Raw genomic sequence first — 12184 nt, 5'->3', positions numbered from 1 at the left:
GAATTCAGATAGAAATAAAGTTATAAAACGAATAACAATAGGAGCGATAAGCGGTAAAGAAGCGTGCAGAGACGTTGTCGAACAGGGCGTTCAAAGGGGAGCTTGTCTTAAGAGAGGTAAAACGAGAAGCGTGAGTAAGCGTTAACTGATGTGGTGAACCTTCCGTAGGTTCAATAATCGGCGATGTAATCTTGAATTTCATGTATGTGTCCAATAATTGATTCACATTCCATAGTATTTGAAGCAGCGTATCCGTTGCTGCCCTACCTCTAGCATTAGAGATCTTCTCATCTTATCGAATGAGACTCGAAACACAACGCTATAACCACACTTTTTGCTATTAAATTGAACAAAATAGCTATCTGGATATAAGTTGACCACCAAACCTTCTAATACAATAATTTTCATTGATAAAAGACAAGCTGATAAATACATCTAGCCCATGGAACCCGAGACTCTCTCCTCTAACTAGAATCAAATTCACAACTCAACGTTATATTTTGACATAAGACATAACACAAACTTGCTACATCACAGAAACATAACCACAACCGGAGTATGGTCACACAATTCGCCATACCCCATAGGTGGTAGTGACTCTTACACGTACAGTATGCGCGTCATTAAAAAATAAAAAATTAATACCTTATGCGCTCAACTATAACCTTCAAAATTCTAGTGGCCCTAGCTATTGTGTTCACTTTTTTGCTAGCAATATCGACCTACTTTCAATATTCGCAGCAAAAACAACTTGTTAATTCTGTATTGAGTGAACAGCTTCACGATAAGGCAAGTAACTATTTCGATAGCCTCAATATGATGATGCTGACTGGCACAATGGCGCAAAAAGAGACCTTGCGTCAAAAAGCGTTAGCACAAGAAGGCATTGAAGACGTTCGTGTTTTGCGCGCTGACGCTGTAAGTAAGTTATACGGTCCCGGTAATGACAATCAAAGACCTGTTGATGATATCGACAAGCGAGCACTAGCAGGTGAAACGGTTATCGAACCCTTTTCTGCCGATTGGGGTAAAGGCTTAGTCATTGCCCTACCAATGAAATCCAGTGAAAACTACCGTGGCACCAATTGCGTGGCATGCCATATGGCGCCTGAAGGCGAAATATTAGGTGCGATTCGCCTCGAATATAACCTTAGTCATGTCAATTCGTTAATCAACACTCAAACCATAACCGCTATTGGCATTATGGCGGTGATCTCGTTTGCAGGATTCGTTCTTACAATGGGGCTCATTCGTAAGATTATCGTTCGTCCGCTGCAACAAACTTCTCGCTTTATGACCCAAGTCAGCAACGATAAAAACCTATCCACTCGGCTGCCTGAGCAAAGTAAAGATGAGATCGGTACGCTCGCGAACTCCATCAACTCATTCATGGGTACCGTTTCTCACAGCTTAGAGAAGGTACAAGACACCTCTCACAAATTGAATGCGTCTGCCAACCAGCTGACCAGCGTTGCACAAATTACCGAGCAAGCCGCCAGCGATCAGCAAAATGAAACCGCTGAAGTACAACACAATGTTGAAGGTATCCAAGCGCAACAAGTCAATGTAGAGCAAGCCACTTTAACCGCGTCGGAGCTCATTAATCACACCGCCGATGTGGCGTGCAAGAGTGCTAACCAAGCACATGAGGCAAGCGGTGAGATAAAAAACCTAGTCAGCAGTATAGAAGAAGTGAAACACAAAATACTGACACTCAACGAGCAGACTGGAGAAGTCTCTTCAATATTGAGCGTGATTCGTGGTATTGCCGACCAAACCAACCTTCTGGCCTTGAATGCAGCAATTGAAGCGGCACGTGCGGGAGAACAAGGGCGTGGGTTTGCGGTAGTGGCTGATGAAGTTCGTCATCTTGCATCACGAACCGCAGAAGCAACAGGCAGCATTGAGTCAATCATTCATCAATTCCAGCAAGGCAGTGAAGAATCGCTAGCTTCTGCTGATCGCGTTTGCGAACAAGCGCATCAAAGCTCAACAGATATCGATGCACTTTCAATTGAAATGAATGGTGTTGTAAAAGAGATGAAACAAGTGCTAGCTCATGCACAAAATATTCAACAACAGACACAATCGACCACACACGCTACCCAAGATGTGCAGCAAAAAGTTGAGACCATTACCTCTCATGCCGATAATACGTCGCGCTCTGCTGGTGAAACTCGTGGGATCAGTAATGACTTGGAAGAACTGTCCGATCACCTTGAGTCACTGATTAATCAATTTACTTTGTCGAGTACAAAGAAGAACCCATAGGTCTTCTACAACAAAAAAGCGCTCAACAATGAGCGCTTTATCTTCCTAACAATGTCTAGTTCAGGCTTTCAAACAACCTTATACAATGATTAATGCGTAATGGAAACCGCGGTTAAGTCTTTATGCTTGTGGTACATCGCGTGTTTGAATATCAGATTCGCACTCACGGTATCCATTCCAGAAACCTCCACATAAGCCCCCTTTTTGCGGAACTTGAACACAACCTTATCAAGCGCCTCAACCGAAGTGTTATCTAGGAACGAAGCATCCGATATATCGATCGTCACTAAAGAGGTCGCGTTGTCATAATCAAATAGGTCGACAAACGCATCAGACGAAGCAAAGAAGACATGGCCTTTCACTCGGTGAATGGTGTGCATTTCGTTGGTCACCACTTCATCGGATATAAACACCATGGATTTGCTGGCATGTGCATAAAACAGAGCCGATAACACCACGCCAACCGCAACACCTATCGCTAAGTTATGAGTAAACACCACCACCGCCACGGTCGCTAACATGGTTACATTAGTTGGAAGTGTGTGGTCTTTTAGCTCAACAATAGAACGCCACGAGAATGTGCCGATAGAAACCATGATCATCACAGACACTAATGCTGCCATCGGTATCAGCTTCAACCAATCAGAAACAAACACTACCATTAATAACAAAACAACCCCGGCAATCATGCTGGACAATCGGGTTAAGCCGCCTGATTTGATGTTAATGATTGACTGACCGATCATTGCACACCCCGCCATACCACCAAAAAGGGAGGCCACTATATTGGCAACGCCCTGCCCTTTACACTCATTGTTTTTATTGCTTTCAGTATCGGTCAGGTCATCCACTATTGTCGCTGTCATCAAGGATTCCAACAAGCCAACCAGAGATAGAGCAATCGAATATGGCAGGATGGTTGCAAGCGTCTCAAACGTGAATGGAATATTAGGAATCAAGAACACAGGCAGTGAATCTGGAAGCTTACCCATATCACCAATCGTTCTCACATCTAATCCGAACAACAAACTAATGACTGTCAGGGCAACAATCGCGACTAATGGAGAAGGTATTGCACGACCAAACTTGGGGAAATAAGGAAGCAGATAAATGATCGCCAAACCCAAAGCGACTAATACATAAACGCTCGAAGGGACGTTGACCAATTCAGGGAGCTGGGCCATGAAGATTAGGATGGCGAGCGCGTTAACAAATCCAGTAATCACCGATTTAGAAACGAAATTCATCAGGTTACCAAGCTTGAGATACCCAGCTGCGATTTGAATGACGCCAGCTAAAAATGAAGCAGCGAGTAGATATTCTAGTCCGTGCTCTCTCACTAAGGTAACCATTAATAGCGCCATAGCGCCTGTTGCACCGGAAATCATTCCCGGACGACTGCCAACCAAAGCGGTTACGACACAAATACAGAACGAAGCATAGAGCCCTACTTTAGGGTCAACGCCTGCAATAATTGAAAATGCGATGGCTTCAGGGATCAATGCGAGTGCAACCACAATCCCAGATAATGAATCTCCTTTAACGTTTGATAACCAGTGTTTTTTTAAATAATTAAGCATGTAATTCTCTTTTACTTGTACAGCCAGTCCTGCCTTGTTGAGACATAATCTGATCGACTGTTTTTCTTGAATGAGCGAGCGCTCGAAAAGTGCGGGTGTAGAGAGAATGCAGGGGTTAAGGCGGCGTAATTAACACGTAGATATTAAACTCCTCTTGTTGCTTTAATGGGAAATTAAGAAGGTGATCAAGTCCAATATGACTGAATCCGCGCCAATATAGAGCGAGTTTCAACACAATCACACTCCCATTATTGAAAACAAAGGTTTCGATTACGCCTTGCTCGTTCAACAGCTCACATAGGGTGACAGGTAAGGCTGACGCTAAGATCGAACAAAAAACACACCCTCAAACCTATTTATCGTCAGTAGACACAATATTTCTTTCACCAAGCAAGAATAAAGGTTGAAGCTGTCGGTATGACAGGTAATATGTTCAATCGATTTAAAAAGTTTATACAACTTAATGTTTCGGCTAATTATTGTGCAAATGTATGTTTATTTGCAGCAATGCCAGAGACTTTGAGTTGAATTTGTCCCTCAATGGAGAATGAAATCAACATGACTTACGCGCCTGTAACAGACGTACTTGGCGGCAAGCTAGCGGTAGACAGTGAAGTAACTGTTCGCGGCTGGATCCGTTCACGTCGTGATTCCAAAGCTGGAATCTCTTTCCTTGCCATTTATGACGGCTCTTGTTTCGACCCGATTCAGGCCGTGGTTCCTAATAATCTTAATAATTACGAAAACGAAGTATTAAAGCTAACAACTGGCTGCTCTGTTGAAGTAACAGGTAAGATTGTTGAGTCTCCTGCGAAAGGTCAAGACTTCGAACTAGCAGCAACTGACGTTAAAGTTGTGGGTTGGGTTGAAGATGCTGACACTTACCCAATGGCTAAGACACGTCACTCTATCGAATACCTTCGTGAAGTTGCTCACCTACGTCCACGTACAAACGTGATTGGCGCAGTAGCACGTGTACGTAACTGTCTATCTCAAGCGATTCACCGTTTCTACCACGAGCAAGGCTTCTTCTGGACTTCTGCTCCGCTTATCACTGCATCTGATGCAGAAGGTGCTGGTGAAATGTTCCGTGTTTCTACGCTAGACATGGAAAACCTACCACGCACTGAAAAAGGCGACGTAGACTTCAACGAAGATTTCTTCGGTAAAGAGACGTTCCTAACAGTATCTGGCCAACTTAATGCTGAAGCTTACGCTTGTGCACTAAGCAAGGTTTACACGTTCGGTCCTACGTTCCGTGCTGAAAACTCAAACACAAGCCGCCACCTAGCTGAGTTCTGGATGGTTGAGCCTGAAGTTGCGTTTGCAGACCTTAACGACGTAGCGAAACTGGCTGAAGACATGCTTAAGTACGTTTTCGCTGCTGTTCTTGAAGAGCGCCGCGACGACCTTGAGTTCTTCGCTTCTCGCATCGACAAGCAAGCAATTACTCGTCTAGAGCAATTCGTTGACGCTGACTTCGCACAAGTTGACTACACTGACGCAATCCAAATCCTACTAGACTCTGGTAAGAAATTTGAGTTTGACGTTGAGTGGGGCATCGACATGTCTTCTGAGCATGAGCGTTACCTAGCTGAAGAGCACTTCAAAGCGCCTGTTATCGTTAAGAACTACCCGAAAGACATCAAAGCTTTCTACATGCGCTTAAACGACGACGGCAAAACAGTTGCAGCAATGGACGTACTTGCACCAGGCATCGGTGAAATCATCGGTGGTGCACAACGTGAAGAGCGTCTAGACATTCTAGACGAGCGTATGATTGCTATGGGTATCGACCCTGAGCACATGAGCTGGTACCGCGACCTACGTAAATACGGCACAGTGCCGCACGCTGGCTTTGGTCTTGGTTTCGAGCGTCTAGTATCTTACGTAACAGGTATGGGCAACGTTCGTGACGTGATTCCATTCCCACGTACGCCACGCTCTGCAAACTTCTAATTCGAAAACCTATTCGATTTATAAGTTAAGAACAAATAAAACCTCCGCAATCGCGGAGGTTTTTTTATGTTCTGAATAAAACAAGGCGACGGCTGCTTCTGCTTCTGCTTCTGCTTATCACCATCAGAGACTAGTTATTCAAAAACTAATCAACATCTTGGTCGATAGCGTATTTTATTGCGAGACCGCAGATTGCCATCATAACGAACGGGATAGCCGCAGTGGTGTATTCCGCCCACGCCATATCAGCGAACGCTTTTGCTAGCAGTACGTGGCCGAGAATAAGCAGAAGCGCACACACAATCGCGACGATAATCAGCTTAACTTCATTTCCCATAGTCATTTTCAACATAACGGTATCTCCAATATTTGGTCTACCGTTATTGAATCATAACTCTCTTGCCAATTAGGCGTACAGTTACGCCACAAACAACCCGTACAGTTGGAATGATTGTCTTTTTTATGAGGGACTTAAGGTTTTACGAGTTCGTGAGTTGATGTGCAAGTTTACCAAGCAAGATAAGCGCTTGTTCTTTCTCTTCTGTCAATTCATAAGAGAAGTTCAATCGTATCGCGTTATCCACTCTGCCCTGCTCACTGAACAGGTCGCCAGATGCGACGCTAATACCTTGCTCAATAGCCAGTTGATGAAATTGTTGGCTGTCGAATTTTTCAGAGAAACGAATCCATATAAAGTAGCCACCAGCTGGTTCTTCAATCTCGATTGAATGCGGGAAGTACTGCTTAATGACGTCTATAAATCGCTCTTTCCTGACTAACAGGTTTTTACGTAGTTTACGAAGGTGATTGTCGTAGCTTTCATGCGTTAAAAAATGGGTGACACCAAGTTGAACGGGAGCGCTACTCGATAACGTAGAAAGAAGCTGCAACTTTTGAATCGCATCGTTAAAAGGCGTGTTCACAACCCAACCTATTCGATAGCCCGGACATAAGCTTTTTGAATACGACCCACACAACAAAACAGAATCGGTCTTATCGAAAGCCTTAAGTGGTTTCGGTTTATGCCCTTCGTAATAAAGGTCGCCATACACGTCATCTTCAATAATGTAGGTTTCATGTTGTTCTGCAATCTCTACCACACGGCGCTTCGCCTGTTCCGACAAACTGGTTCCCGTCGGGTTCTGAAAAGTCGTCATCAGCCAACACGCTTTGACATCTTGGTTTTGTAGTGCGTTTTCAAACTGATCTATGTTCAATCCATTAATTGGGCAAACATCCACTTCGATAGGGTTAAGCCCTAGCCTTTCGACAGCCTGCAGAGCACCATAGAATGCGGGAGATTCGATCACTACGTTATCACCCGGCTTAGTGACCGTTTGCAGGCTCAAGTTGAGCGCTTCCATTGCACCTGACGTAATCACGATGTCTTGATGATTAACTGTAATGCCTTGCTGCAGATAACGCTGTGCGATTTGCCTTCTTAAAGACTCACTTCCAGGAGGCAGATTGTTAATCACACTGGCACCCGTCATCTTCCTGCCGGCACTGGCTAGATTTCGAGTCAAGGTAGGTAATGGGAAAAGATCGGGATCTGGAAATGCAGAACCGAAAGGAATCACACCCTCGGCTGAACTCGACTTCAAAAAATCAAATAAGCGGTCATTAATGGCTTTCTTTTCACGAGGCTCTACGTAATCAACGCCGTCCAGTCTCGGCGCGACAAAGTAGCCCGACTGAGGTTTAGCGATGATCCACCCTTCGCTTTCTAGCAACTGGTAGGCTTGTAAGACAGTACTATTGCTGACGTTGTAATTACGACAACTCATGCGTACCGAAGGGATCTTCTCTCCGGAACGCCACGTATTGTTCGCTATCTGAGTTCGAATGTCCTTTGCAAGCTCTTCATAACGCGCCATCTAATTGTACTACCTAGAAAAATTCTGTGAGCCGGTGATTTTATCACTTACGCCACCAACTATTGCTGCTATCCATATGATCGTGCCTAATTTCCACAATAGTGTGAATTAGTTCACAGATAACTTTGTAAGCTTTGCTAAGTTTGTACCCACGGTAGGAGCTGTGTTGGCTTTGCTACCTCAATAATTTGATGTAACCCAAAAACATGCGAGATAACAATGAAAAAAATAGAAGCAGACCAATTAAGTTATAAAGGAGAGTCAAACGGTGTTCACAGTTGGACAACACCGAGCGGCCAGCCATATTACTGGCACCCAGATTGGCTCCATATTGCTGAAGATGCGACAGGCTCACATCCAAAGCAAAAGATCGATGTAGAACAAGACCAAGCACCAACAGAAAAACACGCAGTGTCTGCTATTCTGAAACACATCAACCAATGGGCTGCAGACAAACTAGCATCTCACCCTGAGATTGAAACAGGCTCTATTGAAGCTGAAATCAATCTGAAAAAGTAATTTGATTTAAAGTAGGTCGCGAACTCAATCACTCGCGACTTGAGTCAAATATACCGACTGAATAGCCTCGAACCTCGACCGAGGCTATTCAAGTATCTTCATAAAAATGCGGTAATAACCCTCACCTAGCTAACAAATCTCTAACACAAACCAGTTTCTTGTATCAATCCACGAAAGCTATCGATAGAATTTCCGGTCTTATTCACGTCAGTTATACTAATCATTCGTAATTCTAAAGTCGTGAATCTAATAAGAATGAGAACAAAGGCTTTTCGATGGATACTTCAAATTACAATCAATCGCTAACGACTAAGTTATACGTCATTGCTGGCGTACTGTTTGGCACCTACGGCAGCCGGGTATGCCCTATGCTCGAGAGCTTAACGACGTTAGAGATTTTCACACAAGTCAGTATTGTTTTTGCCTTAGTATGGATCGCGCGTCGTTATTTATTAGCGCAACATACATTAGTTAAACAAGGTCGATTCGCGCAGCTTGATACCCTTCTATTTTTTGCCGCAAGTGTCCCGTTCGCGCTCTACTACAACTTAAGCTACGAATTCACTATAGATAGCAATTTGAAGGTGTTGTTTGGCATGAGTCTATTCGGCTTCTTTACCGGAACCATTCTCCAATTGAACGCTAAGCTCAGCCAAATGGATAAAATGGAGACGACTGGACAATTTGACTTCCAACTGGTTGGTGAAAGGCGTTCGCTGGTTAAGCAAATGATTGGTTTAGTTATCGTGCTTCTGGTAACACTAACCACCATGCTAACTATGATTGCCGTCAAGGACATCTTTTGGCTAGAACACAACCCAGATCGCTTATTGGATGGCACAGGGAAGATCAGCGTAATCAAAGAGTTTATTTATTTGGCGGTGGTGCTGGGTGGATATGCGATTACCATCATGACGCTTTGGAGCAAACTAATTAAGCGCATTCTCCTAAGCCAAGAGTGTGCATTAAACAAGGTGACCAATGGCGAGCAAGGCGTTCGCTTACCTATTTTCGGCTACAACGAGCTTGGTTCAATGGCCTCAATGACCAACACTATGCTTGATAGCCTCGAAACCGCGCAAAACGAAGTTAAAACCACACGTGACGTTGCGATTGTTAGCCTATCTGCGCTCGCCGAATCGAGAGACAATGAAACGGGCGCACACATCCTTAGAACTCAAGAATACGTTAAGGTGCTCGCACAAGAACTCAGCAAATCAGAAATCCACTCAAGCTTGTTAACACCAAACTACATCGAGTTGCTCTACAAATCTGCGCCTTTGCACGACGTAGGCAAAGTGGGTGTGCCTGATAGCGTGTTATTGAAACCGGGTAAATTGACGGACGAAGAGTTTGAGATAATGAAAGGTCACCCTGCTATTGGCGCCGAAGCGTTATCTATTGCAGAAAAGCAGTTGGGAAGTAGCTCTTTCTTAAGAGTCGCAAAGGAGATATCTCTGACTCACCACGAGAAATGGAATGGCAGTGGTTATCCCAATCAGTTGTCTGGTGAAGATATCCCGTTATCTGGCCGTTTAATGGCATTGGCCGATGTTTATGATGCTCTCATTTCGAAGCGAGTCTATAAACCAGCCTTTACTCATGAACAAGCTAAACAGATCATTTTAGAAGGCAATGGGACGCATTTTGATCCGCAAGTTGTTGACGCATTTCTAGCGGTTGAACAAGCGTTTGTTTCGATCGCTGCAACCTACAAAGATGGCAAAAATATCGCTAGTGAACTCGAACGCGAAAGCCTTGTTGCTCAGCCCGCATAATCTGTTCAAAAACCACTAACTTCTTGCACCCTATAGGTTAATCCGTAGGGTGTTTTGTTATCAAATACCCTCTTTAGTCAATAAATCTGATTGAAATGGATTTTTTTTAGCCTTTCTGTTCACTTCGTATTGTCTTAAAAATTCCATACAGGTATAACTACCCATAGATACTATCCCCTCTCAATTGACATGGATGAAGATTATGTTTGAAAAAGTGTTAGCTGCTCCCGCCGATCCTATCCTCGGCCTTACTGAAGAGTTTAAAAAAGACTCTCGTGCAGAGAAAATCAACCTTGGTGTTGGCATCTACAAAAATGAAGATGGTCAAACGCCTGTACTTAAAACAGTAAAGAAAGCAGAAGCTGCACTTCTTGAAAACGAAAAAACCAAATCTTACCTAACGATTGAAGGTACCGCTGAATACGGTCTAGCGGTTCAGAAACTGCTTTTCGGTTCAGATGCAGAGATCGTAACGTCTCAACGTGCTAAAACAGCACAAGCGCCAGGTGGTACAGGTGCACTTCGCGTAGCGGGTGAATTCATCAAGCGCCAACTGGGTGACGTAAAAATCTGGATCAGTAACCCAACTTGGGCTAACCACAACGGCGTTTTCGCTGCTGCGGGTATCGAGACGGCTCAATACAGCTACTACAACGCTGAAACAAAAGATAAAGACTTCGCAGGCATGGTTGCTGACCTAGAGAAAGCTTCTGCAGGCGACATCGTACTTCTTCACGGCTGCTGTCATAACCCAACAGGTATCGACCCAACAGCTGAAGAGTGGGAAGTACTGGCTAAGCTTGTTGCTGAAAAGAAACTACTTCCTCTATTCGACTTTGCTTACCAAGGTTTTGCGAAAGGCGTTGAAGAAGATGCTGCTGGCCTACGTGTTTTTGCTAAGTACAACAAAGAAATCCTTGTTGCTAGCTCATTCTCTAAGAACTTCGGCTTGTACAACGAGCGTGTTGGTGCATTCACTCTGGTTGCAGAATCTGCAGACGTAGCAACAACAGCGTTCTCTCAAGTTAAGAGCATTATCCGCTCTATCTACTCTAACCCACCAGCGCACGGTAGCGCTGTCGTTACTCACATCCTTGGTGATGCTGATCTACGTGCTGAATGGGAAGCAGAAGTGGCAGAAATGCGTGACCGTATCCAAGAGATGCGCGAGCTATTCGTAACAACACTAAAATCAGAAGGTGTTGATGCAGACTTCACATTCATCGAACGTCAAAACGGTATGTTCTCTTTCTCTGGCCTAAGCAAAGAGCAAGTAACTCGCCTAAAAGACGAATTCGCGATCTACATTGTTGGTTCTGGCCGTATCAGTGTTGCTGGTATGACTAAATCAAACATGGGTCCTCTATGTAAAGGCATCGCTGCGGTTCTTTAATCGTAAAGTGAAACCTGTATTTGCAGACCAGAAACCTGCACTTACAGACCGATAGATATGCAAAAGCCAGCGATTAAGCTGGCTTTTTCGTGTCTCGACTTTCAGTTTTAGATACTTTGTAAGTTAATACTCTAAGAAAAACTCCACGCCCAGCTCATTGGTTCGTTCGCTACGAATCTTACCTTCACCATCTCGATGTTGGTATGAGCCACCAATCGCAAACTTGTTGGTCACGAGATAACGTAAACCTAAGTGATAAATCTCTTCATCAAACAGATCACTTCGATTCACTTGCACACTACCGTTGGCAATCCAACGTTTAGCAAAACCATAGTTAAGCTCAGCTTTTACCCCTTGGATGAACTCAGTATCTGAAGATTCAGTTCGGTTGGTGTCATTATCTTCAACCTTACCTTTAGTGATACCAAGCAGGTAGTAAGCCACTATATCTAAATCTTTCTTGATGCTGTAACGGTAACCAACACCCGGCATAAGTGTATCAATTCGAGTCGTGGTGTCATCAGGGTGAATGAAGCGTGCACTGTAGTCGCCCAGCAACAACCAATCATCCGTCATCGCGTAACTGACGCCTAATCCATACGACGAGGCATTGTTATTACTGCCTGCATCTTCATTTAAACTGCCCGAATGCGCCGTGGCATAAACGTGGTCATAATCAAGAATATCCACCGCGTTAGTGTCCGCCCACAAACTTGGAGAAAACGCTAAAACCGCAGAGACAAAACTAAGCTTCCACTTCGACATTCCTATCATCCTTAAACTGTCACTCCATTAATTGAAAGGTTA

Annotated in this window: 10 protein-coding genes; 5 read left to right on the top strand and 5 right to left on the bottom strand. The window is 44.1% G+C overall.

What is annotated here, in order from left to right; all coding sequences use genetic code 11:
• Window positions 1–4: 4 nt before the first annotated feature.
• Window positions 5–202 (bottom strand): hypothetical protein, encoded by a 198-nt coding sequence (locus tag OC193_RS06405; RefSeq protein WP_123923953.1) that lies wholly within the window; start codon window positions 200–202, stop codon window positions 5–7.
• Window positions 203–648: 446 nt separating this feature from the next.
• Here OC193_RS06405 and OC193_RS06400 point away from each other — a divergent pair, with 446 nt between their 5' ends.
• The gene (locus OC193_RS06400) at window positions 649–2271 is read left to right on the top strand and encodes a methyl-accepting chemotaxis protein (RefSeq protein ID WP_048664804.1); all 1623 of its coding nucleotides are present in this window, start codon (window positions 649–651) and stop codon (window positions 2269–2271) included.
• A gap of 89 nt (window positions 2272–2360) precedes the next feature.
• Here OC193_RS06400 and OC193_RS06395 read toward each other — a convergent pair whose 3' ends face one another.
• A complete protein-coding gene (locus OC193_RS06395) occupies window positions 2361–3851 on the bottom strand; it encodes a SulP family inorganic anion transporter (protein WP_048658415.1) in 1491 nt (496 codons plus the stop codon).
• 558 nt (window positions 3852–4409) lie between these two features.
• Between OC193_RS06395 and asnS the strand changes: the two genes are divergently transcribed.
• Window positions 4410–5810 carry an asparagine--tRNA ligase gene (asnS, locus tag OC193_RS06390; RefSeq protein WP_017060416.1) on the top strand — a complete coding sequence of 467 codons (1401 nt, stop codon included), beginning with the start codon at window positions 4410–4412 and terminating at the stop codon, window positions 5808–5810.
• A gap of 145 nt (window positions 5811–5955) precedes the next feature.
• Here the strand turns inward: asnS and OC193_RS06385 are convergent, their stop codons facing one another.
• Both OC193_RS06385 and OC193_RS06380 read right to left on the bottom strand, forming a co-directional pair.
• The gene (locus OC193_RS06385) at window positions 5956–6162 is read right to left on the bottom strand and encodes a hypothetical protein (RefSeq protein WP_004734707.1); all 207 of its coding nucleotides are present in this window, start codon (window positions 6160–6162) and stop codon (window positions 5956–5958) included.
• Window positions 6163–6289: 127 nt separating this feature from the next.
• Window positions 6290–7687 carry an aminotransferase-like domain-containing protein gene (locus OC193_RS06380; protein WP_048664803.1) on the bottom strand — a complete coding sequence of 466 codons (1398 nt, stop codon included), beginning with the start codon at window positions 7685–7687 and terminating at the stop codon, window positions 6290–6292.
• 219 nt (window positions 7688–7906) lie between these two features.
• Between OC193_RS06380 and OC193_RS06375 the strand changes: the two genes are divergently transcribed.
• The 3 genes from OC193_RS06375 to OC193_RS06365 all read left to right on the top strand — a co-directional run bounded on the left by OC193_RS06375 (window position 7907) and on the right by OC193_RS06365 (window position 11377).
• A complete protein-coding gene (locus OC193_RS06375; protein WP_017060414.1) occupies window positions 7907–8206 on the top strand; it encodes a hypothetical protein in 300 nt (99 codons plus the stop codon).
• A 275-nt stretch (window positions 8207–8481) separates the two neighbouring features.
• The gene (locus tag OC193_RS06370; RefSeq protein WP_048664802.1) at window positions 8482–9984 is read left to right on the top strand and encodes an HD-GYP domain-containing protein; all 1503 of its coding nucleotides are present in this window, start codon (window positions 8482–8484) and stop codon (window positions 9982–9984) included.
• A 202-nt stretch (window positions 9985–10186) separates the two neighbouring features.
• The gene (locus OC193_RS06365) at window positions 10187–11377 is read left to right on the top strand and encodes an amino acid aminotransferase (protein WP_048658412.1); all 1191 of its coding nucleotides are present in this window, start codon (window positions 10187–10189) and stop codon (window positions 11375–11377) included.
• A 123-nt stretch (window positions 11378–11500) separates the two neighbouring features.
• Here the strand turns inward: OC193_RS06365 and OC193_RS06360 are convergent, their stop codons facing one another.
• A complete protein-coding gene (locus OC193_RS06360) occupies window positions 11501–12142 on the bottom strand; it encodes an outer membrane beta-barrel protein (protein ID WP_048664801.1) in 642 nt (213 codons plus the stop codon).
• Between the last annotated feature and the right edge of the window lie 42 nt (window positions 12143–12184).

This window comes from Vibrio crassostreae, from assembly GCF_024347415.1.
Classification (GTDB): domain Bacteria; phylum Pseudomonadota; class Gammaproteobacteria; order Enterobacterales; family Vibrionaceae; genus Vibrio; species Vibrio crassostreae.
Note: the sequence above shows the minus strand (reverse complement) of the source record. Positions and strands in the feature narration are given on the sequence as shown.

Coding starts and splice junctions, on each gene's coding strand:
- OC193_RS06405 (WP_123923953.1), bottom strand. CDS start 202: ATGAAATTCAAGATTACATCGCCGATTATTGAACCTACGGAAGGTTCA.
- OC193_RS06395 (WP_048658415.1), bottom strand. CDS start 3,851: ATGCTTAATTATTTAAAAAAACACTGGTTATCAAACGTTAAAGGAGAT.
- OC193_RS06385 (WP_004734707.1), bottom strand. CDS start 6,162: ATGTTGAAAATGACTATGGGAAATGAAGTTAAGCTGATTATCGTCGCG.
- asnS (WP_017060416.1), top strand. CDS start 4,410: ATGACTTACGCGCCTGTAACAGACGTACTTGGCGGCAAGCTAGCGGTA.
- OC193_RS06380 (WP_048664803.1), bottom strand. CDS start 7,687: ATGGCGCGTTATGAAGAGCTTGCAAAGGACATTCGAACTCAGATAGCG.
- OC193_RS06400 (WP_048664804.1), top strand. CDS start 649: ATGCGCTCAACTATAACCTTCAAAATTCTAGTGGCCCTAGCTATTGTG.
- OC193_RS06370 (WP_048664802.1), top strand. CDS start 8,482: ATGGATACTTCAAATTACAATCAATCGCTAACGACTAAGTTATACGTC.
- OC193_RS06360 (WP_048664801.1), bottom strand. CDS start 12,142: ATGTCGAAGTGGAAGCTTAGTTTTGTCTCTGCGGTTTTAGCGTTTTCT.
- OC193_RS06375 (WP_017060414.1), top strand. CDS start 7,907: ATGAAAAAAATAGAAGCAGACCAATTAAGTTATAAAGGAGAGTCAAAC.
- OC193_RS06365 (WP_048658412.1), top strand. CDS start 10,187: ATGTTTGAAAAAGTGTTAGCTGCTCCCGCCGATCCTATCCTCGGCCTT.